Below are 23,590 nucleotides of genomic sequence, written 5' to 3'. Positions count from 1 at the left end.
CATGAAGCGTATTGCGATTGTCGGCGCCGTCGGTGCAGGAAAAACCACGTTATTTAATGCCCTGCAGGGGAATTATTCCCTCGCCAGAAAAACGCAGGCGCTGGAATTTAACGATCGTGGCGACATCGATACACCCGGGGAATATTTCAGCCATCCGCGCTGGTATCACGCCTTAATTACCACCTTGCAGGATGTGGACACCCTGATTTATGTCCATGCGGCCAATGATACCGAAAGTCGCCTGCCACCCGGGTTGCTGGATATTGGCAGCCGAAAGCACCTTATCGTGGCGATCAGCAAAACGGATCTGCCGGATGCCAACGTCGCCGCGGTGCGGCAGCTGCTGGACGGGATGGGGTTTCAGGCGCCGGTTTTCGCCCTCAACGGTTGCGATCCGCAAAGCGTTGCGCCGCTGGAAAATTACTTGAGTGAGCTCAGCCAAAAGGAGGAAGGGCCAGGTGAAGAAACTCATTACCGCTAACGATATTCGTGCCGCCCACGCGCGCGGCGAACAGGCGATGTCAGTAGTTCTGCGCGCCAGCATTATCACCCCGGAAGCGCGCGAAGTCGCCGAGCTGCTGGGATTCACTATCACCGAAGACGATGGCGCCGCGCCGGCGGCGACAGCGGCGGACAGCGACAAAACGGAAAGCCAGCGGATCCGGGAAACCATCCTGGCGCAGCTACCGGAAGGCCAGTTTACCGAAAGCCTGGTCGCGCAGCTGATGGAAAAGGTGATGAAGGAGAAGCAGTCCCTGGAGCAGGAGGCGATGCAGCCGGGATTTGAGGCAGTGACCGGCAAAGGCGGCATCAAAGTGATCGACGGCAGCAGCGTGAAGTTTGGCCGCTTCGACGGCGCCCAGCCGCACTGCGTTGGCTTAACGGACCTGGTGACTGACCAGGATGGCAGCAGCATGGCGGCCGGATTTATGCAGTGGGAGAACGCCTTCTTCCCGTGGACGCTGAACTACGACGAAATCGATATGGTGCTGGAGGGCGAGCTGCATGTGCGCCATCAGGGGGAAACGCTGGTCGCCAAAGCGGGGGACGTCATGTTCATCCCGAAAGGCTCCAGCATCGAATTCGGTACCCCGTCGACGGTGCGCTTCCTGTACGTCGCCTGGCCGGCAAACTGGCAATCGCTATGAACGATTTCATTACCGAAGCGTGGCTCAGAGCGAATCATACGCTCAGCGAAGGCGGTGAAATCCATCTTCCTGCCGATGCCCGCCTGACGCCCTCGGCGAGGGAACTGCTGGAAAGTCGGCATCTGCGGGTCAAATTTCTCGACCGCCAGGGGCGCCTGTTTGTCGAGGATGACGAACAGACGCCGCAGCCGGTGCATGTCCTGACCAGCAGCGACCATCCGCCCCAGGCCTGCTGCGAGCTTTGTCACCAGCCGGTGGGCAAAAAGCCGGACACCTTAACTCATCTGACGGCCGATACCCTGGTGGCGAAAAACGATCCGCGGCTGGCCTTCCGCGCGGTGCTGGACAGCACCATCGCCCTGACGGTGTGGCTGCAAATTGAACTGGCGGAGCCCTGGCAGCCGTGGCTGACGGACATCCGTTCGCGGCTGGGCAACATCATGCGCGCCGATGCGCTGGAGGAACCGCTGGCGGCGCAGTCGATAGCCGGATTCAGCGAGGCGCAGCTGCATCGTCTGTCCCATCAGCCGCTGCGTTACCTGGGTCACGATCACCTGGTGCCGGAGGCCCGCCATGGGCGCGATGTCGCGCTGCTTAATTTGCTGCGCGGCAAAGTGCGCGAGGCGGAGGTGACCGCGGCGCAGGTGTTTATTACGCCGCAATTTGCGGTCCAGCGTGCCGATATTCTGCAGGCGCTCAACCGCCTTTCCAGCGCGGTCTACGTGATGATGATCCTGGGCGTGACGGACGCGCCGCCGGCGCTCAGCCAACTGCAGCAGCTGGGAGGTGAAGATGATCATTGACCAGTGTCGCAAACTGGCGCTGCGCGCCCCCGCCAGGGTGGTGTTCCCGGATGCGCTGGACGTCCGCGTGTTGAAGGCGGCGCATTATCTGCAGCAGCAGGGCCTGGCGCATCCGATCCTCGTCGCCAGCCCCTTCGCGCTGCGGCAGTTCGCCCTTGGCGAACGTCTGCCGCTGACCGGGGTGCAGGTCATCGATCCGCACAGCAACCTGGCGATGCGCGAGACGTTTGCCGCCGCCTGGCAGGCGCGCGCCGGCGATAAAGCGCCCGCTGACGCGGTCGACAAGCTGGCCGACCCGCTGATGTTCGCCGCGGCGATGGTCAGCGCCGGGCAGGCCGAGGTGTGTATCGCCGGAAATCTCTCGTCAACCGCCAGCGTGCTGCGCGCTGGTCTGCGCCTTATCGGCCTGCAGCCGGGGTGTAAAACGCTCTCTTCGCTGTTTCTGATGCTGCCGCAGTATACCGGACAGCCGCTGGGGTTTGCCGACTGCAGCGTGGTGCCGCAGCCGACCGCGGCGCAGCTGGCGGATATCGCGATTGCCAGCGCTGAGACCTGGCAAGCGATCGCTGGCGAAGCGCCGCGGGTGGCAATGCTGTCCTTCTCGACACACGGCAGCGCCCGGCATCCCTGTGTGGCTAACGTCCAGCAGGCCACGGAGATCGTGCGTCGGCGGGCGCCGCAGCTGATGGTCGATGGCGAGCTGCAGTTTGACGCCGCCTTTGTACCGGACGTCGCTGCGCACAAAGCGCCCGGCAGCCCGCTGCAGGGCCGGGCCAATGTGCTGGTCTTCCCGTCGCTGGAGGCGGGCAACATCGGCTACAAAATCGCCCAGCGGCTGGGCGGATATCGCGCCATCGGGCCGCTGATCCAGGGCCTGGCCGCCCCGCTTCACGACCTCTCGCGAGGCTGTAGCGTAGAGGAAATTATCGAACTGGCGCTGGTGGCGTCGGTACCGCGCCAGACGGACGCAAGCCGGATCCCCGACTCGTCCACGCTGGTTGAATGAATGGTCCCCTTCAGGACCCCTTATGAGAGGAAAACACAATGGAAGCATTAGGAATGATTGAAACCCGGGGCCTGGTTGCACTGATTGAGGCCTCCGACGCCATGGTCAAAGCGGCCCGCGTCAAGCTGGTGGGAGTGAAACAGATCGGCGGGGGCCTGGTGACCGCCATGGTGCGCGGCGATGTCGCGGCGTGCAAAGCCGCGACGGATGCCGGGGCGGCGGCGGCTCAGCGTATCGGTGAGCTGGTCTCTGTACATGTCATCCCGCGCCCGCATGGCGATCTGGAAGAGGTCTTCCCGATTAGCTTCAAGGGCGACAGCAACATCTAACGGGGGAGGGGGTGCCGGAAAATTCTGGCCGGATAAGACGCCAGCGCGTCGCTATCCGGCCATGAAAAGGCATGAATGCCGGATGGCGTTGCGCTTTTCCGGCCTGCACATCACACGCGGAGACGGACATGAAGCTGGCTGTGGTAACCGGATATGTGGTCTGCACCGTACGCCATGAAGGTCTGGCCCACGACAAACTGCTGATGGTGGAGATGCTCAATGCCCGCGGCGAGCCCGACGGGCAATGTGCGGTCGCCATCGACAGCATCGGCGCGGGATGCGGAGAGTGGGTACTGCTGGTCAGCGGCAGCTCGGCGCGACAGGCGCACGCACACGGCGCCTCTCCGGTCGATCTGTGCGTGATTGGTATCGTGGATGAGGCTGCGGCCGATGGTCAGGTGCTCTTCCATAAGTAGGGTGAAAAATCATGAATCAACAGGACATTGAACAGGTAGTGAAAGCGGTACTGCTGAAAATGAAAGACAGCAGCCAGCCTGCCGGCACCGTTCATGATATGGGCGTTTTTGCCTCACTGGATGACGCTGTCGCGGCGGCAACGGTGGCCCAGCAGGGATTAAAGCGGGTGGCGATGCGTCAGCAGGTGATTCAGGCCATTCGTGAGGCGGGTGAAAAGTATGCCCGTGAACTGGCGGAGCTTGCGGTGACGGAGACCGGCATGGGACGCGTTGAAGATAAGTTTGCCAAAAACGTGGCGCAGGCGCGCGGCACGCCGGGCGTGGAGTGTCTGACTCCGCAGGTGCTCACCGGCGATAATGGCCTGACGCTGATTGAAAATGCGCCCTGGGGCGTGGTGGCCTCGGTGACGCCGTCCACCAATCCGGCGGCGACGGTGATCAACAACGCCATTAGCCTGATAGCCGCCGGCAACAGCGTGGTCTTCGCCCCCCATCCGGCGGCGAAAAAGGTCTCGCAAAGGGCAATTACCCTGCTTAACCAGGCGGTAGTGGCCGCCGGCGGCCCGGCCAACCTGCTGGTGACCGTGGCGAACCCGGATATCGACACCGCCCAGCGGCTGTTTAAGTACCCTGGCATCGGCCTGCTGGTGGTGACCGGCGGCGAAGCGGTGGTCGAGGCGGCGCGCAAACATACCAACAAACGCCTGATCGCCGCCGGGGCTGGCAACCCGCCGGTGGTGGTGGATGAGACCGCCGATCTACCGCGCGCCGCGCAGGCGATCGTCAAAGGCGCCTCTTTTGATAACAACATTATCTGCGCTGACGAGAAGGTGCTGATCGTGGTCGATAGCGTTGCCGACGAACTGATGCGCCTGATGGAAGGCCAGCAGGCGGTGAAACTCACGGCGGCGCAGGCCGAACAGCTCCAGCCGCTGCTGCTGAAAAATATTGACGAGCGCGGCAAAGGCACGGTCAGCCGCGACTGGGTCGGTCGCGACGCGGGCAAAATCGCCGCGGCGATTGGCCTGCAGGTGCCGGCGCAAACCCGTCTGCTGTTCGTGGAAACCCCCGCCAGCCATCCGTTTGCGGTGACTGAACTGATGATGCCGGTGCTGCCGGTGGTGCGGGTGGCGAACGTCGAGGAGGCCATCGCCCTGGCGGTGCAACTGGAAGGCGGCTGCCACCATACGGCGGCGATGCACTCGCGCAATATCGACAACATGAACCAGATGGCGAACGCCATCGACACCAGCATCTTCGTCAAAAACGGGCCGTGCATCGCCGGGCTTGGGCTGGGCGGCGAGGGCTGGACCACCATGACCATCACCACCCCAACCGGGGAAGGGGTGACCAGCGCGCGGACCTTCGTTCGTCTGCGCCGCTGCGTGCTGGTGGATGCGTTTCGAATCGTATAAGGGATGAACATGGCGCACGACGAACAACGCTGGCTTTCGCCGAGACTGCAAAAAGCCGCTGCCCTGTGTAACCAGGCGCCCGCCGCCAGCGAGTCGCCGCTGTGGCTGGGCATCGATTTGGGCACCTGCGACGTGGTGTCGATGGTGGTTGACCGTGACGGCCAGCCGGTTGCGGTATGCCTTGACTGGGCCGACGTGGTGCGCGACGGCATTGTCTGGGATTTCTTTGGCGCCGTCACCCTCGTGCGCCGACATCTTGCGACTCTCGAGCAGCAGCTGGGCTGCCGCTTCACCCATGCGGCGACCTCGTTTCCGCCCGGCACCGATCCGCGCATTTCGATCAATGTCCTGGAGTCCGCCGGGCTGGAGATCAGTCATGTGCTGGATGAGCCTACTGCGGTGGCCGATCTGCTGCAGCTCGATAACGCCGGGGTGGTGGATATCGGCGGCGGCACCACCGGGATCGCCATCGTTAAACAGGGCGGGGTGACGTATTCGGCGGATGAAGCCACCGGCGGCCACCATATCTCCCTGACTCTGGCCGGGAATCGCGGCATCGGGCTTGAGGAGGCGGAGCAGTACAAGCGCAGCCACGCCGGGGAGATCTGGCCGGTGGTTAAGCCGGTGTACGAGAAGATGGCCGAAATTGTCGCCCGACATATTGCCGGACAAGGGATTGTCGATTTGTGGCTGGCAGGCGGCGCCTGTATGCAGCCGGGCGTGCATGAGCTGTTTCGTCAGCGCTTCCCGGCATTACCGGTGCATTTGCCGCAGCACAGCCTGTTTATGACCCCGCTGGCAATCGCCAACAGCGGGAGGGAAAAAGCGGAGGGGATGTATGCAAGCTGAACTGCAGACGGCGCTGTTCCATGCCTTTGATACGCTGAATCTTCAGCAAATGAAAAGCTTCAACGTTCCGCCGGTGACGCTGCACGGCGTCGGCGCGCTGGCGGCCTGCGGTCCGCAAGCGCAGTCCCGGGGCCTTAGGCATCTGTTTGTCATGGTTGACAGTTTTCTCCATCAGGCGGGAATGACCGCCGGGCTGGAGCGTAGCCTGGCGATGAAAGGGATTGCTATGACTCTCTGGCCCTGTCCCGCCGGCGAACCCTGCGTCACCGATGTCTGCGCCGCCGTCGCCCAGCTGCGGGACGCGCGCTGCGACGGCGTGGTGGCCTTTGGCGGTGGATCGGTACTGGATGCGGCGAAGGCGGTGGCGCTGCTGGTCGCCAATCCTGAGCAGACGCTGGGGGAGATGACGGAGCACAGCGAGTTGCGTCCACGTCTGCCGCTGATCGCGGTGCCGACCACCGCTGGCACCGGGTCTGAAACCACCAATGTAACGGTGATTATCGATGCGGTGAGTGGACGCAAACAGGTGCTGGCGCATGCCTCGCTGATGCCGGATGTGGCGATCCTCGACGCCGCGCTGACCGAGGGCGTCCCGCCGCATATCACGGCAATGACCGGGATTGATGCGCTGACCCACGCCGTCGAGGCCTACAGCGCCCGCCACGCCACGCCGTTTACCGACAGTCTGGCGATGGGGGCGATAGCCATGATCGGCGAGGCGCTGCCGAAAGCGGTGGGCTGCGGTCAGGATCTGGCTGCGCGGGAGAACATGCTGCTGGCTTCCTGCATGGCGGGGATGGCGTTTTCCAGCGCCGGGCTGGGGCTATGCCATGCCATGGCGCATCAGCCGGGGGCGGCGCTGCATATTCCGCACGGTCTGGCCAACGCCATGCTGCTGCCAACGGTGATGGAGTTTAACCGCATGGTGCGCCGGGCGCGCTTCAGCCAGATCGGCCGGGCGTTAACCGGCAAGAAAACCGATGACCGCGAGGCTATCGCCGCCGTGCGCGAGCTGATCGCCGAGGTCGGTCTGACGATGCGGCTGACGGAGGCTGGCGCGACGTCCGCGCACTACGCCGCCTGGGCGCAAGCGGCGCAGGAGGACATCTGTTTGCGCACCAATCCACGCACCGCCAGCCGGGTGCAGATTATCGAGCTGTACGCGGCGGCGCAATAAATGCCGATTTTCCCGGAGGCGTGTGGCTGTGGCTTTCCCGGCTCGCGCTGCGCTTAGCCGGGCTACAGGATCACAGCCGTCTGCTATGCCGTAGCCCGGGTAAGGCGTTCACGCCGCGGCCCGGGAAAGTCGCCTGAGTGCGGCTAATGTCCCGGTATTCACAGTATCTACAAATCATAAATGACAGGGAGTAAGGGCTATGGGAATTAACGAAATCATCATGTACATCATGATGTTCTTTATGCTGATTGCCGCCGTGGACAGGATCCTGTCGCAGTTCGGCGGCTCGGCGCGCTTTCTCGGCAAACTGGGGAAAAGCATTGAGGGATCCGGCGGTCAGTTTGAAGAAGGGTTTATGGCGATGGGCGCGCTGGGCCTGGCGATGGTCGGGATGACCGCCCTGGCGCCAGTGCTGGCTCATCTGCTTGGTCCGGTGATTATTCCGCTGTATGAGATGCTCGGCGCCAACCCGTCGATGTTCGCCGGCACGCTGCTGGCGTGCGACATGGGCGGTTTCTTCCTCGCTAAAGAACTCGCGGGCGGCGACGTGGCGGCCTGGATGTACTCAGGCCTGATCCTCGGCTCTATGATGGGTCCGACCATTGTGTTCTCCATTCCGGTGGCGCTCGGCATTATCGAACCAACCGATCGCCGCTGGCTGGCGCTCGGCGTGCTGGCGGGCATTGTCACCATTCCCATCGGCTGTATCGCCGGCGGTCTGGTGGCGATGTATTCCGGGGTGGAGATCAACGGCCAGCCGGTAGCGTTTACCTTCGCGCTGATCCTGATGAATATGATCCCGGTGATCATCGTCGCCGTGCTGGTGGCGCTGGGGCTGAAGTTTATTCCGGAAAAAATGATCAACGGCTTCCAGATCTTCGCCAAATTCCTCGTGGCGCTGATCACCATCGGCCTGGCGGCGGCGGTGATCAAGTTCCTGCTCGGCTGGGAGCTGATCCCGGGGCTCGATCCGATCTTTATGGCGCCTGGCGACCAGCCCGGCGAGGTGATGCGCGCCATCGAAGTCATTGGCTCTATCTCCTGCGTGCTGCTCGGCGCTTATCCGATGGTGCTCCTGCTGACCCGCTGGTTTGAAAAGCCGCTGATGCGCGTTGGTAATCTGCTAAAAATCAACAATATGGCTGCCGGCGGCATGGTCGCTACCCTGGCGAACAATATCCCGATGTTCGGCATGATGAAGCAGATGGATACCCGCGGAAAAGTGATCAACTGCGCCTTCTCGGTGTCAGCGGCGTTCGCCCTCGGCGACCATCTCGGTTTTGCGGCGGCCAACATGAACGCCATGATCTTTCCGATGATTGTCGGCAAACTGGTCGGCGGCGTTACCGCGATTGGCGTGGCAATGCTGCTGGTGCCAAAAGATGAAAACGTACCGGCGCCTGCCAACAACGAAGCGGAGGCGCACTCGTGAACACGCGCCAGCTGTTGAGCGTCGGTATTGATATCGGCACCACCACCACGCAGGTGATCTTCTCGCGCCTCGAGCTGGTGAACCGCGCGGCGGTTTCCCAGGTGCCGCGTTATGAATTCATCAAACGCGACATTAGCTGGCAAAGCCCGGTCTTCTTTACGCCGGTTGATAAGCAGGGAGAACTGAAAGAGGCCGAGCTTGAGGCGCTGATTCTGGCTCAGTACCGGGCCGCAGGGATCGCTCCACAAGCGGTGGATTCCGGGGCGATCATCATCACCGGCGAAAGCGCGAAAACCCGCAATGCCCGCCCGGCGGTGATGGCGCTCTCGCAGTCGCTGGGCGATTTTGTCGTCGCCAGCGCCGGGCCGCACCTGGAGTCGGTCATTGCCGGACACGGCGCCGGGGCGCAGACCCTGTCCCGGCAGCGGATGTGCCGGGTGCTTAATATCGATATTGGCGGCGGTACCTCGAACTATGCCCTGTTTGACGCCGGAAACGTCAGCGCCACCGCCTGCCTCAACGTCGGCGGCCGCCTGCTGGAAACCGACGCTCAGGGGCGCGTGGTCCACGCGCACCCGCCGGGGCAGCGGATTGTCGATGCGCTGTTTGGCGCCGGCACTAACGCCCTGGCGCTGACCGCCGGGCAGCTGGCGCAGGTGGCGAGCCGGATGGCGGCGCTGATCGTCGAGGTGATCGACGGCACCCTCTCACCGCTGGCGCAGGGGCTGATGCAAACCGAAGTACTGCCTGCGGGTGTTCAGCCGGAGGTGATTACCCTTTCCGGCGGAGTGGGGGAGTGCTACCGCCATCAGCCCGCCGATCCTTTCTGTTTTTCCGATATCGGGCCGCTGCTGGCCACGGCCCTGCATGAGCATCCGCGCCTGCGTGAGATGAACGTGCAGTTCCCGGCGCAAACCGTGCGCGCCACGGTGATTGGCGCCGGGGCGCATACGCTGTCCCTGTCCGGGAGCACCATCTGGCTGGAGGGGGTTCCATTGCCGCTGCGCAATCTGCCGGTGGCTATCCCGCAGGATGCCGCCGATCTGCCGAACGCCTGGCTCCAGGCGCTGACGCAGCTCGATCTGGCCCCCGAGGCGGACGCTTACGTGCTGGCGCTTCCCGCTTCACTTCCGGTGCGCTACGCCACCTTACTGACCGTAATTGACGCCCTGCTGGCGTTTGTCGCCCGCTTTCCCAATCCCCGTCCGCTGCTGCTGGTGGCCGAGCAGGATTTTGGCAAAGCGCTGGGCATGCTGCTGCGGCCACAGCTTCCACACCTTCCGCTGGCGGTCATCGATGAGGTGAGCATCCGGGCGGGAGACTATATCGACATTGGTACGCCTCTTTTTGGCGGATCGGTTGTGCCGGTGACGGTGAAATCACTCGCATTTCCTTCCTGAGGGAACGACTTATGAAACTAAAGACCACATTGTTCGGCAATGTTTATCAGTTTAAGGATGTAAAAGAGGTGCTGGCGAAAGCCAACGAACTGCGTTCGGGGGATGTGCTGGTGGGGGTAGCGGCGGAGAGTTCGCAGCAGCGCGTGGCCGCCAAGCAGGTGCTCTCCGATATGACGGTGGCCGATATCCGTAATAACCCAGTGATCCCGTATGAGGAGGACTGCGTTACGCGCCTGATCCAGGATGACGTGAACGAAACCGCCTATCAGCGGATTAAACACTGGACCATCAGCGACCTGCGGGAATACGTGCTCAACGACGAGGTCACCAGCGACGATATCGCCTTTGTCCGCAAAGGGCTGACCTCCGAGGTGGTGGCTGCGGTGGCCAAGATCTGCTCCAACGCCGATCTGATCTACGGCGGTAAAAAAATGCCGGTGATCAAAAAAGCCAATACCACCATCGGTCTGCCGGGGACCTTTAGCTGCCGCCTGCAGCCGAACGATACCCGCGACGACGTGCAGAGTATTGCCGCGCAAATCTATGAAGGGCTCTCCTTCGGCGCGGGCGACGCGGTGATTGGCGTCAACCCGGTCACTGACGACGTGGAGAACCTGAGCCGGGTGCTGGATACGGTGTACGGGGTGATCGACAAGTTTAACATCCCGACCCAGGGCTGCGTGCTGGCGCACGTCACCACCCAGATTGAAGCCATCCGCCGCGGCGCGCCGGGGGGGCTTATCTTCCAGAGCATCTGCGGCAGTGAAAAAGGGCTTAAAGAGTTCGGCGTCGAGCTGGCGATGCTCGATGAAGCGCGGGCGGTGGGGGCGGAGTTTAACCGCATCGCCGGGGAGAACTGTCTTTACTTTGAAACCGGGCAGGGCTCGGCGCTTTCCGCTGGCGCTAACTTCGGCGCCGACCAGGTGACCATGGAAGCGCGTAACTATGGCCTGGCGCGGCACTACGATCCGTTCCTCGTCAACACCGTGGTGGGCTTTATCGGGCCGGAGTATCTCTATAACGACCGGCAAATCATTCGCGCCGGACTGGAAGACCACTTTATGGGCAAGCTGAGCGGCATCTCAATGGGCTGCGACTGCTGCTATACCAACCATGCCGATGCCGACCAGAACCTCAACGAAAACCTGATGATCCTGCTGGCGACCGCAGGCTGCAACTACATCATGGGCATGCCGCTCGGCGACGACATCATGCTCAACTACCAGACCACCGCCTTCCACGATACCGCGACCGTGCGCCAACTGCTGGGCCTGCGGCCGTCGCCGGAGTTTGAACGCTGGCTGGAAACGATGGGCATTATGGCAAATGGTCGCCTGACCAAACGGGCGGGCGATCCGTCACTGTTCTTCTGATGACGCGGGGATGACACATCATGGATCAAAAACAGATTGAAGACATTGTACGCAGCGTAATGGCGTCGATGGGACAACCACAGTCGCAGCCGCAGGCCCCCGCAGCGTCGACGCCGGCCTGCCATGCCGCCTGCGCCAGCGAAGCGGTAGTGGAAAGCTGCACGCTGGACCTGGGCTCAGCGGAAGCGAAAGCCTGGATTGGGGTACAACATCCGCACCGCGCCGAAGTACTGACTGAACTGAAACGCAGTACCGCGGCGCGCGTTTGCACCGGCCGCGCCGGCCCGCGTCCGCGCACTCAGGCGCTGCTGCGCTTCCTGGCCGATCACTCGCGCTCGAAAGACACGGTGCTCAAAGAGGTGCCGGAAGCGTGGGTGAAAGCGCAGGGGCTGCTGGAAGTGCGTTCCGGGATTAGCGCTAAGAACCTCTACCTGACGCGTCCGGATATGGGCCGTCGCCTCAGTCCGGAAGCGATTGATGCGCTGAAGGCGCAGTGCGTGATGGATCCGGATGTGCAGGTGGTGGTCTCCGATGGTCTGTCGACGGATGCCATCACCGCCAACTACGAAGAGATCCTGCCGCCGCTGCTTGCGGGCCTGAAACAGGCGGGTCTGAAGGTCGGGACGCCGTTCTTCGTGCGCTATGGCCGCGTCAAGATTGAAGATCAGATCGGCGAGATCCTCGGCGCGAAGGTGGTGATCCTGCTGGTTGGCGAGCGCCCGGGGCTCGGCCAGTCGGAGAGCCTCTCCTGCTACGCGGTGTACTCCCCGCGGGTGGCGACCACCGTCGAGGCCGACCGGACCTGTATCTCCAATATCCACCAGGGCGGCACCCCGCCGGTAGAAGCCGCCGCGGTGATCGTGGATTTAGCCAAACGCATGCTGGAGCAGAAAGCCTCCGGCATCAACATGAGCCGTTAAGGAGGCATCATGCCAGCATTAGATTTGATTCGACCCTCGGTCACCGCGATGCGCGTGATTGCCTCGGTGAATGACGGTTTCGCGCGCGAGCTTAAATTACCGTCGCATATACGTAGCCTCGGACTCATCACGGCAGATTCTGACGATGTGACGTATATTGCCGCCGACGAAGCGACAAAGCAGGCGATGGTGGAGGTGGTCTATGGCCGCTCCCTCTACGCCGGCGCGGCCCATGGTCCGTCGCCTACCGCCGGCGAAGTACTAATCATGCTTGGCGGCCCGAATCCGGCGGAAGTTCGCGCCGGGCTGGATGCCATGATGGCGCATATTGAAGGTGGGGCGGCATTCCAGTGGGCTAACGACGCGCAAGATACCGCGTTTCTGGCGCACGTGGTGTCGCGTACCGGCTCTTATCTTTCATCGGCCGCTGGCATCGCGTTGGGCGATCCGATCGCTTATCTGGTGGCGCCGCCGCTGGAGGCGACGTTTGGTATCGATGCGGCGATGAAGTCGGCCGACGTTCAGCTGGTGACCTACGTCCCGCCGCCATCGGAAACCAACTATTCGGCCGCCTTTTTGACGGGAAGCCAGGCCGCCTGTAAAGCCGCCTGCAATGCCTTTACCGATGCCGTTCTCGATATTGCCCGTCATCCTGTACAGCGTGCGTAATGGAGGGAGCGATGATCAATGCGCTGGGATTGCTCGAAGTGGAGGGCATGGTCGCGGCTGTAGACGCTGCGGATGCCATGCTTAAGGCGGCCAATGTGCGCCTGCTCAGTCATGAAGTGCTCGACCCGGGCAGGTTAACGCTGGTGGTGGAGGGCGACCTGGCGGCCTGCCGCGCCGCGCTGGATGCCGGGGCCGCCGCTGCCCGGCGGACCGGCTGCGTGATCAGCCGTCGGGAAATTGGCCGCCCGGAAGAGGATACCCAGCGGCTGATCGGCGGTTTTCAGCCACCGCCGCCAGCGCCCATGCCGCCTGCTGACCCGGCTTCATCGGAAGCCTTACTGACGCTGCTGGCTTCAGTTCGTCAGGGCATGACGGCCGGCGAGGTCGCCGCGCATTTTGCCTGGCCGCTGGATAAGGCCCGCCAGGCGCTGGAGCAGCTCTTTTCCGCAGGGACGCTACGAAAACGCAGTAGCCGCTATCGTCTCAAAAATCCATAACCTGTCGGAGGTGCCGGGAGCGGCTTGCCCCCGGCTTTAACGATTATGAAAAAGCGTCGTTCTGCAAATTTGCACCATCTCTGTTGCGAGGCGTTGCCGGAAAACACCAGGCTGACGCCTCAGGTTGAAATTGACAATATTCATCAACGACACACAACCGATGTGTATGAGCACGCCCTGACCATTACCGCCTGGCAACAGATCTACGATCAGCTGCATCCGGGGCAGTTTCGCGGCGAGTTTACCGAAATCCTGCTCGATGAGATCCAGGTCTTCCGCGAATATACCGGGCTGGCGCTGCGCCAGTCCTGCCTGGTCTGGCCGAACTCCTTCTGGTTTGGCATTCCGGCGACCCGGGGTGAACAAGGTTTTATCGGCTCGCAGTGTCTGGGCCGGGCAGAAATCGCCACCCGTCCCGGCGGTACGGAGTTCGAGCTCAGCACGCCGGATGATTACACCATTCTCGGAGTAGTGATTTCGCAGGAGGTGATTGCGCGTCACGCCAGTTTCCTGCACCACCCGGAACGGGTGCTACATATGCTACGCAACCAGTCAGCGCTGGCGGTCCGCGAGCCGCATAAGGCCGCGCTGTGGGGGTTTGTCCAGCAGGCGCTGGCCACCTTTAGCGAGCATCCGGATACCCTTCATCAGCCGGCCGTGCGTAAAGTCCTGCGGGATAATCTGTTGCTGGCGATGGGCACGATGCTGGAAGAAGCGCAGCCGATGGTAAGTGCAGAGAGCGTCAGCCACCAGAGCTACCGCCGCCTGCTGGCGCAGGCGCGCGAATATGTGCTGGAAAACAGCGCGGAGCCGTTAACCGTTCTCGATCTGTGCCAGCAGCTGTACGTCAGCCGTCGCACCTTGCAAAACGCCTTCCATGCGATACTGGGGATTGGTCCTAACGCCTGGCTCAAACGGATCCGCCTGAACGCCGTGCGTCGGGAGCTGATAAGCCCCTGGTCAGAGCGCGAGACGGTCAAGGAGGCGGCCATGCAGTGGGGATTCTGGCATTTGGGGCAGTTCGCCACCGACTATCAGCAGCTGTTTGCTGAGAAACCGTCGATGACGCTGCACCATCGCCTGCGCCAGTGGGTGTGAGGGAAGAGACTCCGCTACCGGGTGGCCAGCCGCCATCCGGCCGTTACAGCCAGTCGCGCACCTGAATAAACTCGCTCAGCGCCGCCTCGGGGCTGCCGGGCTCGGGCTGATAATCATATTCCCAGCGCACCAGCGGCGGCATCGACATCAGAATCGACTCCGTACGCCCGCCGGTCTGCAGACCGAACAGGGTGCCGCGGTCCCAGACCAGATTGAACTCGACATAGCGGCCGCGACGGTAGAGTTGAAAGTGGCGCTCGCGTTCGCCGTACGGCGTGGCTTTCCGGCGTTCGACGATAGGTAAATAGGCGTCAGCATAGCCGTTCCCGACCGCCTGCATAAAGGCGAAGCAGTGGTCAAAATCCGGGGTGTTCAGGTCGTCAAAGAACAGACCGCCGATGCCGCGCTGCTCCTGGCGGTGCTTGAGATAGAAGTAATCATCGCACCATTTTTTATAGCGCGGATAGACTTCCTCGCCGAACGGCAGACACAGATCGCGGGCGGTACGATGCCAGTGGACGGCATCCTCTTCAAAGCCGTAGTAAGGGGTTAAATCAAAGCCGCCGCCGAACCACCACACCGGGTCGGCGCCAGGCTTTTCGGCAATAAAGAACCGCACGTTGGCATGGCTGGTGGGCACGTAGGGGTTCAGCGGATGAACCACCAGCGAGACGCCCATGGCTTCAAAACTGCGTCCGGCCAGCTCCGGGCGGTGCGCGGTGGCGGAGGCAGGCATGGCGTCGCCATGGACGTGGGAAAAGTTGACCCCCGCCTGCTCGAACACCCGGCCTTCGCGCAGCACCCGGCTGCGTCCGCCGCCACCGCCTTCCCGCTGCCAGGCATCTTCAATAAACGGCGCGCCATCCACGGCGCTCAGCTGCTGACAGAGGTTGTCCTGGAGCTGGAGCAGAAAAGTTTTTACCTGCGCGGCATCGGGTTTCATTAACGTCTCTTCGAATGGGCTTTCTGGTTATCGAACCAGTGGAAATAGCTGATAATGCCGTTGGCAATCGCGGTGGCGATTTTCTGCCGGAAGGCGGTGGTGCCGAGCAGTTTCTCTTCGTTCGGGTTGGTGATAAACGAGGTTTCCACCAGCACAGACGGTATGGATGGTGACTTCAGCACCACGAACGCCGCCTGCTCGGTATTGCGGCTGTGTAGCTTATGTACCGGCTTGATCTTTTTCAGGATATGCGAGCCCAGCGTCAGGCTGTTTTTGATGGTGTCGGTCTGCACCAGATCGAACAGTACCTGCTGCAGCAGATGGTCTTTATCCGTCGCTTTCTTACCGGCGACCTCATCGGCGCGGTTTTCGCGATCGGAGAGGTATTTCGCCATGGCGCTACTGGCGCCGCGGTTTGACAGGGCGAACACCGAGGCGCCGGCGGCGCTCGGGTTGGTAAAACCATCGGCGTGGATTGACATAAACAGATCGGCGCCGTGCTGATGGGCGATCTCCACGCGGTCGTACAGCGGGATAAAGGTATCCCCGGTGCGGGTCAGGCGGGCGTCGATGCCGTTGCTGCGCAAAATGCTGCGCACGTTCTTAGCGATCGCCAACACCACATGCTTCTCTTTCGAGCCGTTATGGCCGATAGCGCCGGTATCGATGCCGCCGTGGCCCGGATCTAACATTACAATCCGGCGACCCCCGGCCTTTTTGGCGGCGGGTTTGCTATGTCCATTTGACGTTTTCAGTGGCTGTTCTTTTGCGCTGACCTGTGAGGCGACGCCGCTCAGCGTCATCGCAGCCACCCCGGCTTTCAGCACCTGACGGCGCGAAGCAAGTATTTTTAAGGGTTTAAAAGTGCTCATTCGGCCTGAATTGTAAACAAGTGATGTCCAATGTTATATCGTATCGCGTTTGCCGTTACGACCATTCAAAATAAGAATTGTTTTACTTTTCATTTCAATACATGACAAAGTCATATTATGCCATTTTTTGTCGCTGATTTCGCCTGATATTGGCTATCAGTTATATTCGCGCCATAATCACTGTTTTTAACCGTCAATGGTGGGGAATACCATGGAGATTCGCGTTTTTCGCCAGCAGGATTTCGAAGAGGTTGTGACGCTGTGGGAGCGCTGCGATCTGCTGCGCCCGTGGAACGATCCGGAGATGGATATTGAGCGCAAGCTGAATCACGACGTCAGCCTGTTTCTGGTGGCGGAAGTGAATGGCGAAGTGGTCGGCACGGTGATGGGCGGATATGACGGTCATCGCGGATCGGCCTATTATCTCGGCGTCCATCCGGAATATCGCGGCCGGGGTATCGCGAACGCGCTGCTCAACCGTCTGGAGAAAAAGCTGATTGCCCGCGGCTGCCCGAAAATCAACATTATGGTCCGTGAAGACAATGACGTGGTGCAGGGAATGTACGAGCGGTTGGGCTATGAGTACGCCGATGTCCTGACCCAGGGCAAGCGCCTGATCGAAGATGAAGAATACTGAGTTTATCCCCGCCGATTTTGATGCCCATGGCCGTCTGCGCCTGCCTTTGCTTTTCTGGTGCGTGCTGTTGTTGCAGGCCCGCACGTGGGTGCTGTTTTTGATGGCCGGCGCATCGCGCCAGCAGGGCGACGCGATTCTTAATCTGTTCTATCCCGATCACGAGCGCTTCTGGCTTGGTTTACTGCCAGGCGTGCCGGCGGTGCTGGCCTTTCTGCTTAGCGGCTATCGTCAGCGCCTGCCGCGCCTGTGGCGGGCGATGCGCTGGCTGCTGGTGCTATCGCAAGTGCTGCTGTTGCTGTGGCAGCCGATGCTATGGCTGAGCGGCGAATCTCCCTCCTCGTTGACCATTGCGCTGCTGGTCGCGGATGGCTATGCCCTGTGGTGGCTGTTAACCAGCCGTCGCCTGGGCGCCTGTTTTCACCAGACCACCTTTTAATGGCACTTTTTGCCGATCGTGAACTCCAACATGCGTTGAATGACTCAGAAAGGATTGAGATATGAAATCGCTACGTGTAATGCTCTGTGCGCTTCCGCTGGCGCTGACCGGCTGCTCCACGATGAGCGCAGTCAACTGGTCGGCGGCCTATCCGTGGAACTGGTTTGGCGCTTCCACCGAGGTGACCGAGCAGGGAGTGGGTAAACTGACGGCTTCCACGCCGCTCAATGAACAGGCGATTAGCGATGCGCTGGGCAGCGACTACCGTTTACGCAGCGGAATGAAGACCGATAAGGGCAATATCGTCCACTACTTTGAAGCGCTGAAAAACAACAGCGTGGCGCTGACCATCAATGGCGACAACGGTGCTATCAGCCGGATTGACGTGCGTGATGCGGATATCAAAACCGCCAGCGGCGTGAAAATCGGCACACCGTTTAGCGACCTGTACAGCAAAGCCTTCGGCAACTGCCAGAAAGGCAGCCATGACAACGGGGCGGTCGTCGAGTGTCAGGCCGAGGGGAGCCAGCATATCAGCTATGCCTTCACTGGCCACTGGAGCGGTCCGGACGAGCTGATGCCCTCCGACGATACGCTGAAAAACTGGAAGGTCAGCAAGATTATCTGGCGTCGCTAAATTGATCTGAAGAGACACGACAGCTCTGAAAAACGGTTACAATGGCGCGTTAGCAACGCGACAGCGTTGTGGTTGCATCATTTCAGGAGGAGCGATGTCTCAGGTTCAGAGCGGCATTTTGCCGGAACATTGCCGCGCGGCGATTTGGATTGAAGCCAATCTCAAAGGGGACGTTAACGCCCTGCGCGAAGCGAGCAAAATTTTTGTCGATAACGTGGCCACCTTCCAGGCTAAATTCCCCGACGCCAAACTCGGTGCGGTGGTGGCGTTCGGCAATAACGTCTGGCGTCAGCTGAGCGGCGGCGAAGGGGCGGATGAGTTAAAAGATTTCCCGGTCTATGGCAAAGGGCTGGCGCCGTCCACCCAGTATGACCTGCTGATTCATATTTTATCCGCCCGTCATGAAGTTAACTTCTCGGTGGCGCAGGCCGCGCTGGCCGCCTTTGGCGACGCTATCGACGTGAAAGAAGAGATCCACGGCTTCCGCTGGGTGGAAGAGCGTGACCTCAGCGGCTTCGTCGATGGCACCGAAAACCCGGCGGGGGAAGAAACCCGCCGCGAAGTGGCGGTCATTAAAGACGGCGTGGATGCGGGCGGCAGCTACGTGTTCGTCCAGCGCTGGGAGCATAATCTCAAACAGCTGAACCGCATGAGCGTGCCGGATCAGGAGATGATGATCGGCCGTACTAAAGACGCTAACGAAGAGATCGATGGCGATGAACGTCCGGTCACGTCGCACCTGAGCCGCGTGGACTTAAAAGAAGATGGCAAAGGGCTGAAAATCGTCCGTCAGAGCCTGCCGTACGGCACCGCCAGCGGCACCCATGGCCTCTATTTCTGCGCCTACTGCGCGCGCCTGTATAACATCGAGCAGCAGCTGCTGAGCATGTTTGGCGATACCGACGGTAAACGCGACGCGATGCTGCGCTTCACCAAACCGGTGACCGGCGGATATTACTTCGCGCCGTCGCTGGAGCGTATCCAGGCGCTGTAATTTTTCCCCTCACCCTAACCCTCTCCCCAAAGGGGAGAGGGGACGGTAAGGTGCGGCTATGGGATCTGCGTGCGGATTCTTTTACTCCCTCTCCCTCAGTCAGAGGGGAGGGGTGAGGGCATTGGCGGCTCAGGTGCTTCAAGTATCGCCTCCATCACCGCATCTTCATGCTCTTCAAACTCATTATTCCAGAAGCGTAAAACACGCCATCCCTCGCTCTGTTGCCAGCGGGTGCGGCGTCATCGTGTTGGCCGCCGTCCAGTTCAATCGCCAGCCGTATTGCGCAGCAGGCAAAATCGAGAATATAGGGGCCAACGGGGTGCTGACGGCGAAACGTGTCGCTAGCAAAACGGCGGTTGCCCAGTCAGTACCCTGGTCGACGTTCTGCGGGCGTTAAGCTACGTCTGAGCTGACGAGCAAATATCTGTGTGTTTTTCATATAAACACAGTGCACGCCTGGCTGCCGTTTGTCACAATGACCCGTCTAATCTGCGAGCCGCTTTCAGCTATGCTTTGCCAGTTGCTTATTCTCTTTTCGACTTCCAAATCGCCAAACGGTATATAAAACCGTTACTCCTTTCGTACCCGTTATAAATATGATGATCATCAGAAAATGTTCAACGTTGATAAGGGTGCGCAATGGCCGTTAAATCACTGAAAAAAGGATATCTGGCGCTGGCGGCTTCCATGCTGCTGGTGGCGCAGGCGCAGGCGACGGAGCTGCTGAACAGCTCCTATGATGTCTCCCGCGAGCTGTTTGCCGCCCTTAACCCGCCTTTTGAGCAGCAGTGGGCGAAAGACAATGGCGGGGACAAGCTGACCATCAAGCAGTCGCATGCCGGTTCATCCAAGCAGGCGCTGGCTATTTTGCAGGGCCTGAAGGCGGACGTGGTCACCTACAACCAGGTGACGGACGTGCAGATCCTGCATGACAAAGGCAACCTGATCCCGGCCGACTGGCAAAGCCGTCTGCCGAACAACAGCTCACCGTTCTATTCGACGATGGGTTTCCTGGTGCGTAAAGGCAATCCGAAAAACATTCATGACTGGAACGACCTGGTTCGCTCTGACGTTAAGCTGATCTTCCCGAATCCGAAAACCTCGGGTAACGCCCGATACACCTACCTGGCGGCATGGGGCGCGGCGGATAAAGCTGATGGCGGCGATAAAGCTAAAACCGAACAGTTTATGACTCAGTTTCTCAAGAACGTCGAAGTCTTTGACACCGGCGGGCGCGGAGCGACCACCACCTTCGCCGAGCGCGGCCTCGGCGATGTGCTGATTAGCTTCGAATCGGAAGTGAATAATATTCGCAAGCAGTATGAGGCGCAGGGATTTGAAGTGGTTATCCCGAAAACCAACATTCTGGCGGAGTTCCCGGTAGCCTGGGTCGATAAAAACGTCAAAGCCAATGGCACGGAAAAGGCGGCGAAAGCCTACCTGAACTGGCTCTATACGCCACAGGCGCAAACTATCATTACCGACTACTACTATCGGGTAAACAACCCGAAAGTGATGGATGCTCTGAAGGATAAATTCCCGCAGACCGAGCTGTTCCGCGTGGAAGATAAGTTTGGCTCCTGGCCTGAGGTGATGAAAACCCACTTCGCCAGCGGCGGCGAACTGGACAAACTGCTGGCGGCGGGGCGTAAGTAATGTTTGCTGTGTCGTCCAAGCGCGTGCTGCCGGGTTTTACCCTGAGCCTTGGCACCAGCCTGCTGTTTGTCTGTCTGATTTTGTTATTACCGCTCAGCGCGCTGGTGATGCAGCTGGCGCAGATGAGTTGGGCGCAGTACTGGGATGTGATCACCAACCCGCAGGTGGTGGCTGCCTATAAGGTGACGCTGCTGTCGGCGTTTGTGGCCTCGATTTTTAACGGCGTCTTTGGTCTGCTGATGGCCTGGATCCTGACCCGCTATCGTTTTCCGGGCCGCACGCTGCTGGATGCCTTAATGGACCTGCCGTTTGCGCTGCCGACGGCGGTAGCTGGTCTGACCCTGGCCTCGCTGTTTTCGGTGAACGGTATTTACGGGGAATGGCTGGCGAAGTTCGATATTAAAGTCACCTATACCTGGCTCGGCATCGCCGTGGCGATGGCCTTCACCAGCATCCCGTTTGTGGTACGCACCGTGCAGCCGGTGCTGGAAGAGTTGGGGCCCGAGTATGAGGAAGCGGCGGAAACGCTGGGCGCCACGCGCTGGCAGAGTTTCCGCAAGGTGGTGCTGCCGGAGCTGTCGCCGGCGCTGCTGGCGGGCATTGCTCTGTCGTTTACCCGCAGCCTCGGCGAATTCGGCGCGGTGATTTTTATCGCCGGCAACATCGCGTGGAAGACGGAAGTGACGTCGCTGATGATCTTTATTCGTCTGCAGGAGTTTGACTATCCGGCGGCGAGCGCCATCGCCTCGGTGATCCTGGCCGCCTCACTGCTGCTGCTGTTTTCCATCAATACCCTGCAGAGTCGCTTTGGTCGACGCGTGGTAGGTCACTAATGGCGGAAGTTACTCAATTGAAACGCTACGACGCGCCCCGTATCAACTGGGGAAAATGGTTTCTGATTGGCGTCGGGATGCTGGTCTCCGCCTTCATCCTTGTGGTGCCGATGCTCTACATCTTTATCCAGGCCTTCAGCAAAGGATTGATGCCGGTGCTGGAAAACCTGGCGAACCCGGACATGCTGCATGCCATCTGGCTGACGGTGATGATTGCGTTGATTACCGTACCGGTGAACCTGGTGTTCGGTACCTTGCTGGCCTGGCTGGTGACACGTTTTACCTTTCCGGGGCGCCAGCTGCTGCTGACGTTGCTGGATATCCCGTTCGCCGTCTCGCCGGTGGTGGCCGGTCTGGTGTATCTGCTGTTTTACGGCTCTAACGGTCCGCTGGGCGGCTGGCTTGACGCGCATAATCTGCAAATCATGTTCGCCTGGCCGGGCATGGTGCTGGCGACCATCTTTGTTACCTGTCCGTTTGTGGTGCGTGAGCTGGTGCCGGTGATGATGAGTCAGGGCAGTCATGAAGATGAGGCCGCGGTGCTGCTGGGCGCGTCCGGCTGGCAGATGTTCCGCCGGGTGACGTTGCCCAATATTCGCTGGGCGCTGCTCTACGGCGTGGTGCTGACCAACGCCCGCGCCATCGGAGAGTTTGGCGCGGTGTCGGTGGTTTCCGGCTCGATCCGCGGCGAAACGCTGTCGCTGCCGCTGCAAATTGAACTACTGGAGCAGGATTACAACACCGTCGGCTCGTTTACCGCCGCCGCCCTGCTGACGTTAATGGCTATTCTGACCCTGTTTTTAAAGAGTATGTTGCAATGGCGTCTGGCCAATCAGAAAGAACGCGCGCAACAGGAGGGAAATCATGAGCATTGAGATTGCCAATATTAAGAAATCGTTTGGTCGCACCCAGGTGCTGAATGATATCTCGTTGGATATCCCTTCCGGACAAATGGTTGCGCTGCTGGGGCCCTCGGGCTCCGGAAAAACCACCCTGCTGCGAATTATCGCCGGTCTGGAGCATCAGACCAGCGGTCATATCCGCTTCCACGGTACCGACGTCAGTCGGATGCACGCTCGCGACCGTAAAGTGGGCTTCGTTTTCCAGCACTATGCGCTGTTCCGCCATATGACGGTGTTCGATAACATCGCCTTTGGCCTGACCGTGCTGCCGCGCCGCGAACGCCCCAATGCGGCGGCGATTAAAGCCAAGGTGACCAAACTGCTGGAGATGGTGCAGCTGGCCCATCTGGCGGATCGCTATCCGGCGCAGCTGTCCGGAGGCCAGAAGCAGCGCGTGGCGCTGGCGCGCGCCCTGGCGGTGGAGCCGCAAATTTTGCTGCTGGATGAACCTTTCGGTGCGCTGGATGCGCAGGTGCGTAAAGAGCTGCGCCGCTGGCTGCGTCAGCTGCATGAAGAGCTGAAATTCACCAGCGTGTTCGTCACCCACGATCAGGAAGAGGCGATGGAAGTTGCCGACCGGGTGGTGGTCATGAGCCAGGGCAACATCGAACAGGCCGATGCCCCGGAGCGCGTATGGCGTGAGCCGTCTACCCGTTTCGTGCTGGAGTTTATGGGGGAAGTGAACCGCCTGCAGGGGGTCATCCGCGGTGGACAGTTCCACGTCGGCGCCCACCGCTGGCCGTTAGGCTATACCCCGGCATACCAGGGGCCAGTGGACCTGTTCCTGCGCCCATGGGAAGTGGACATCAGCCGGCGGACCAGCCTGGATTCGCCGCTGCCGGTGCAGGTCCTGGAGGCCAGTCCGAAAGGGCACTACACCCAATTAGTCGTTCAGCCTCTGGGGTGGTATGACGAACCGCTGAGCGTGGTGTTAACGGGCGATGAGGCGCCGTCCCGCGGCGAACGGCTGTTCGTCGGGCTGCAAAACGCGCGGTTGTACAACGGTACCGAGCGTATCGAGCCGCGCGGCGAGCTTGCTCTGGCGGAGTCGGCCTGATAGCTTAAATCAATGTGCTTTTGCCGGGTGAGGCTCTGCTTACCCGGTCTGGAATTATCACGCGTCTGCCAGGCCGGGTAAGCGAAGCGCC

At 60.7% G+C, this 23,590-nt stretch carries 26 protein-coding genes and 1 pseudogene; 24 read left to right on the top strand and 3 right to left on the bottom strand.

From position 1 onward, the window contains the following. The first annotated feature begins 1 nt into the window (after position 1). The 16 genes from eutP (at position 2) to eutR (ending at position 14,532) form a co-directional block, all read left to right on the top strand. On the top strand, positions 2-481 hold the full coding sequence (gene eutP, locus RRF55_RS12715; RefSeq protein ID WP_002913727.1) for an ethanolamine utilization acetate kinase EutP: 480 nt from the start codon (positions 2-4) through the stop codon (positions 479-481). Beyond that, positions 459-1,148 (top strand): ethanolamine utilization acetate kinase EutQ, encoded by a 690-nt coding sequence (gene eutQ, locus RRF55_RS12710; RefSeq protein WP_004185056.1) that lies wholly within the window; start codon positions 459-461, stop codon positions 1,146-1,148. The genes eutP and eutQ overlap by 23 nt, the downstream gene beginning before the upstream one ends. Beyond that, complete coding sequence (eutT, locus tag RRF55_RS12705; protein WP_002913723.1) at positions 1,145-1,951, top strand: ethanolamine utilization cob(I)yrinic acid a,c-diamide adenosyltransferase EutT; 807 nt, start codon at positions 1,145-1,147, stop codon at positions 1,949-1,951. The genes eutQ and eutT overlap by 4 nt, the downstream gene beginning before the upstream one ends. Then, entirely contained in the window at positions 1,941-2,957 is a 1,017-nt protein-coding gene (pta, locus tag RRF55_RS12700) for a phosphate acetyltransferase (protein WP_064153613.1), read from the top strand. The genes eutT and pta overlap by 11 nt, the downstream gene beginning before the upstream one ends. Before the next feature lie 38 nt (positions 2,958-2,995). Then, a complete protein-coding gene (eutM, locus tag RRF55_RS12695; protein WP_000387720.1) occupies positions 2,996-3,286 on the top strand; it encodes an ethanolamine utilization microcompartment protein EutM in 291 nt (96 codons plus the stop codon). Positions 3,287-3,414: 128 nt separating this feature from the next. Next, positions 3,415-3,702: an ethanolamine utilization microcompartment protein EutN gene (gene eutN / locus RRF55_RS12690; protein ID WP_002913719.1), complete on the top strand. Its 288-nt coding sequence runs from the start codon at positions 3,415-3,417 to the stop codon at positions 3,700-3,702. An 11-nt stretch (positions 3,703-3,713) separates the two neighbouring features. Beyond that, the gene (locus RRF55_RS12685; RefSeq protein WP_004152003.1) at positions 3,714-5,117 is read left to right on the top strand and encodes an aldehyde dehydrogenase family protein; all 1,404 of its coding nucleotides are present in this window, start codon (positions 3,714-3,716) and stop codon (positions 5,115-5,117) included. A 9-nt stretch (positions 5,118-5,126) separates the two neighbouring features. Beyond that, positions 5,127-5,966 carry an ethanolamine utilization protein EutJ gene (gene eutJ / locus RRF55_RS12680; RefSeq protein WP_064153615.1) on the top strand — a complete coding sequence of 280 codons (840 nt, stop codon included), beginning with the start codon at positions 5,127-5,129 and terminating at the stop codon, positions 5,964-5,966. Continuing rightward, complete coding sequence (gene eutG, locus RRF55_RS12675) at positions 5,956-7,143, top strand: ethanolamine utilization ethanol dehydrogenase EutG (protein WP_004174897.1); 1,188 nt, start codon at positions 5,956-5,958, stop codon at positions 7,141-7,143. Before eutJ ends, eutG begins: the two co-directional genes overlap by 11 nt. A 199-nt stretch (positions 7,144-7,342) precedes the next feature. Beyond that, positions 7,343-8,575, top strand: a complete 1,233-nt coding sequence (gene eutH / locus RRF55_RS12670) for an ethanolamine utilization protein EutH (RefSeq protein ID WP_004180838.1) — start codon at positions 7,343-7,345, stop codon at positions 8,573-8,575. After that, positions 8,572-9,975, top strand: coding sequence for an ethanolamine ammonia-lyase reactivating factor EutA (eutA, locus tag RRF55_RS12665; protein ID WP_021312790.1), 1,404 nt, complete (start codon positions 8,572-8,574; stop codon positions 9,973-9,975). Before eutH ends, eutA begins: the two co-directional genes overlap by 4 nt. Before the next feature lie 11 nt (positions 9,976-9,986). Then, positions 9,987-11,348 carry an ethanolamine ammonia-lyase subunit alpha gene (eutB, locus tag RRF55_RS12660; protein ID WP_032438085.1) on the top strand — a complete coding sequence of 454 codons (1,362 nt, stop codon included), beginning with the start codon at positions 9,987-9,989 and terminating at the stop codon, positions 11,346-11,348. A gap of 20 nt (positions 11,349-11,368) precedes the next feature. After that, positions 11,369-12,268, top strand: coding sequence for an ethanolamine ammonia-lyase subunit EutC (gene eutC / locus RRF55_RS12655; RefSeq protein ID WP_130974934.1), 900 nt, complete (start codon positions 11,369-11,371; stop codon positions 12,266-12,268). A gap of 9 nt (positions 12,269-12,277) precedes the next feature. Further along, a complete protein-coding gene (gene eutL, locus RRF55_RS12650; RefSeq protein ID WP_004174905.1) occupies positions 12,278-12,937 on the top strand; it encodes an ethanolamine utilization microcompartment protein EutL in 660 nt (219 codons plus the stop codon). A gap of 11 nt (positions 12,938-12,948) precedes the next feature. Beyond that, the gene (gene eutK / locus RRF55_RS12645) at positions 12,949-13,434 is read left to right on the top strand and encodes an ethanolamine utilization microcompartment protein EutK (RefSeq protein WP_004151997.1); all 486 of its coding nucleotides are present in this window, start codon (positions 12,949-12,951) and stop codon (positions 13,432-13,434) included. Between the two features lie 45 nt (positions 13,435-13,479). Then, the gene (eutR, locus tag RRF55_RS12640) at positions 13,480-14,532 is read left to right on the top strand and encodes an HTH-type transcriptional regulator EutR (protein WP_040236055.1); all 1,053 of its coding nucleotides are present in this window, start codon (positions 13,480-13,482) and stop codon (positions 14,530-14,532) included. A gap of 43 nt (positions 14,533-14,575) precedes the next feature. Here eutR and hemF read toward each other — a convergent pair whose 3' ends face one another. Both hemF and amiA read right to left on the bottom strand, forming a co-directional pair. Beyond that, positions 14,576-15,475, bottom strand: a complete 900-nt coding sequence (gene hemF, locus RRF55_RS12635) for an oxygen-dependent coproporphyrinogen oxidase (RefSeq protein WP_002913641.1) — start codon at positions 15,473-15,475, stop codon at positions 14,576-14,578. Continuing rightward, positions 15,475-16,347, bottom strand: a complete 873-nt coding sequence (gene amiA, locus RRF55_RS12630; RefSeq protein WP_439419133.1) for an N-acetylmuramoyl-L-alanine amidase AmiA — start codon at positions 16,345-16,347, stop codon at positions 15,475-15,477. Before amiA ends, hemF begins: the two co-directional genes overlap by 1 nt. Before the next feature lie 211 nt (positions 16,348-16,558). On the opposite strand from amiA, the gene RRF55_RS12625 reads away from it, so the two are divergent. The 4 genes from RRF55_RS12625 (at position 16,559) to RRF55_RS12610 (ending at position 19,051) form a co-directional block, all read left to right on the top strand. After that, entirely contained in the window at positions 16,559-16,984 is a 426-nt protein-coding gene (locus tag RRF55_RS12625; protein ID WP_439419132.1) for a GNAT family acetyltransferase, read from the top strand. Continuing rightward, a complete protein-coding gene (locus tag RRF55_RS12620) occupies positions 16,971-17,420 on the top strand; it encodes a DUF2919 domain-containing protein (protein ID WP_002913635.1) in 450 nt (149 codons plus the stop codon). The genes RRF55_RS12625 and RRF55_RS12620 overlap by 14 nt, the downstream gene beginning before the upstream one ends. Positions 17,421-17,481: 61 nt before the next feature. Continuing rightward, positions 17,482-18,057: an RpoE-regulated lipoprotein gene (locus RRF55_RS12615; protein ID WP_002913630.1), complete on the top strand. Its 576-nt coding sequence runs from the start codon at positions 17,482-17,484 to the stop codon at positions 18,055-18,057. Positions 18,058-18,151: 94 nt separating this feature from the next. Further along, entirely contained in the window at positions 18,152-19,051 is a 900-nt protein-coding gene (locus RRF55_RS12610; protein WP_004145614.1) for a Dyp-type peroxidase, read from the top strand. Between the two features lie 95 nt (positions 19,052-19,146). Here RRF55_RS12610 and RRF55_RS12605 read toward each other — a convergent pair. Further along, a pseudogene (locus tag RRF55_RS12605) lies at positions 19,147-19,490 on the bottom strand (endonuclease domain-containing protein). Between the two features lie 200 nt (positions 19,491-19,690). On the opposite strand from RRF55_RS12605, the gene cysP reads away from it, so the two are divergent. Genes cysP through cysA form a run of 4 tightly spaced genes read left to right on the top strand, consistent with a single transcriptional unit; the run spans position 19,691 to position 23,499 of the window. Then, positions 19,691-20,707 (top strand): thiosulfate/sulfate ABC transporter substrate-binding protein CysP, encoded by a 1,017-nt coding sequence (gene cysP, locus RRF55_RS12600; protein ID WP_002913628.1) that lies wholly within the window; start codon positions 19,691-19,693, stop codon positions 20,705-20,707. Continuing rightward, entirely contained in the window at positions 20,707-21,540 is an 834-nt protein-coding gene (gene cysT / locus RRF55_RS12595; RefSeq protein WP_002913626.1) for a sulfate/thiosulfate ABC transporter permease CysT, read from the top strand. Before cysP ends, cysT begins: the two co-directional genes overlap by 1 nt. Continuing rightward, positions 21,540-22,415, top strand: coding sequence for a sulfate/thiosulfate ABC transporter permease CysW (gene cysW, locus RRF55_RS12590; protein ID WP_002913625.1), 876 nt, complete (start codon positions 21,540-21,542; stop codon positions 22,413-22,415). Before cysT ends, cysW begins: the two co-directional genes overlap by 1 nt. Then, the gene (cysA, locus tag RRF55_RS12585; RefSeq protein WP_002913623.1) at positions 22,405-23,499 is read left to right on the top strand and encodes a sulfate/thiosulfate ABC transporter ATP-binding protein CysA; all 1,095 of its coding nucleotides are present in this window, start codon (positions 22,405-22,407) and stop codon (positions 23,497-23,499) included. The genes cysW and cysA overlap by 11 nt, the downstream gene beginning before the upstream one ends. Positions 23,500-23,590: the final 91 nt, after the last annotated feature.

The organism is Klebsiella sp. K47 (genome assembly GCF_051858335.1).
Lineage (GTDB): Bacteria > Pseudomonadota > Gammaproteobacteria > Enterobacterales > Enterobacteriaceae > Klebsiella > Klebsiella pneumoniae.
This window is presented reverse-complemented; position numbering and strand designations above follow the sequence as displayed.

Coding starts and splice junctions, on each gene's coding strand:
- cysA (WP_002913623.1), top strand. CDS start 22,405: ATGAGCATTGAGATTGCCAATATTAAGAAATCGTTTGGTCGCACCCAG.
- hemF (WP_002913641.1), bottom strand. CDS start 15,475: ATGAAACCCGATGCCGCGCAGGTAAAAACTTTTCTGCTCCAGCTCCAG.
- RRF55_RS12610 (WP_004145614.1), top strand. CDS start 18,152: ATGTCTCAGGTTCAGAGCGGCATTTTGCCGGAACATTGCCGCGCGGCG.
- eutB (WP_032438085.1), top strand. CDS start 9,987: ATGAAACTAAAGACCACATTGTTCGGCAATGTTTATCAGTTTAAGGAT.
- eutN (WP_002913719.1), top strand. CDS start 3,415: ATGAAGCTGGCTGTGGTAACCGGATATGTGGTCTGCACCGTACGCCAT.
- RRF55_RS12685 (WP_004152003.1), top strand. CDS start 3,714: ATGAATCAACAGGACATTGAACAGGTAGTGAAAGCGGTACTGCTGAAA.
- eutH (WP_004180838.1), top strand. CDS start 7,343: ATGGGAATTAACGAAATCATCATGTACATCATGATGTTCTTTATGCTG.
- amiA (WP_439419133.1), bottom strand. CDS start 16,347: ATGAGCACTTTTAAACCCTTAAAAATACTTGCTTCGCGCCGTCAGGTG.
- eutJ (WP_064153615.1), top strand. CDS start 5,127: ATGGCGCACGACGAACAACGCTGGCTTTCGCCGAGACTGCAAAAAGCC.
- cysP (WP_002913628.1), top strand. CDS start 19,691: ATGGCCGTTAAATCACTGAAAAAAGGATATCTGGCGCTGGCGGCTTCC.
- eutG (WP_004174897.1), top strand. CDS start 5,956: ATGCAAGCTGAACTGCAGACGGCGCTGTTCCATGCCTTTGATACGCTG.
- cysT (WP_002913626.1), top strand. CDS start 20,707: ATGTTTGCTGTGTCGTCCAAGCGCGTGCTGCCGGGTTTTACCCTGAGC.
- RRF55_RS12620 (WP_002913635.1), top strand. CDS start 16,971: ATGAAGAATACTGAGTTTATCCCCGCCGATTTTGATGCCCATGGCCGT.
- eutT (WP_002913723.1), top strand. CDS start 1,145: ATGAACGATTTCATTACCGAAGCGTGGCTCAGAGCGAATCATACGCTC.
- eutP (WP_002913727.1), top strand. CDS start 2: ATGAAGCGTATTGCGATTGTCGGCGCCGTCGGTGCAGGAAAAACCACG.
- pta (WP_064153613.1), top strand. CDS start 1,941: ATGATCATTGACCAGTGTCGCAAACTGGCGCTGCGCGCCCCCGCCAGG.
- RRF55_RS12625 (WP_439419132.1), top strand. CDS start 16,559: ATGGAGATTCGCGTTTTTCGCCAGCAGGATTTCGAAGAGGTTGTGACG.
- eutK (WP_004151997.1), top strand. CDS start 12,949: ATGATCAATGCGCTGGGATTGCTCGAAGTGGAGGGCATGGTCGCGGCT.
- eutR (WP_040236055.1), top strand. CDS start 13,480: ATGAAAAAGCGTCGTTCTGCAAATTTGCACCATCTCTGTTGCGAGGCG.
- RRF55_RS12615 (WP_002913630.1), top strand. CDS start 17,482: ATGAAATCGCTACGTGTAATGCTCTGTGCGCTTCCGCTGGCGCTGACC.
- cysW (WP_002913625.1), top strand. CDS start 21,540: ATGGCGGAAGTTACTCAATTGAAACGCTACGACGCGCCCCGTATCAAC.
- eutL (WP_004174905.1), top strand. CDS start 12,278: ATGCCAGCATTAGATTTGATTCGACCCTCGGTCACCGCGATGCGCGTG.
- eutC (WP_130974934.1), top strand. CDS start 11,369: ATGGATCAAAAACAGATTGAAGACATTGTACGCAGCGTAATGGCGTCG.
- eutM (WP_000387720.1), top strand. CDS start 2,996: ATGGAAGCATTAGGAATGATTGAAACCCGGGGCCTGGTTGCACTGATT.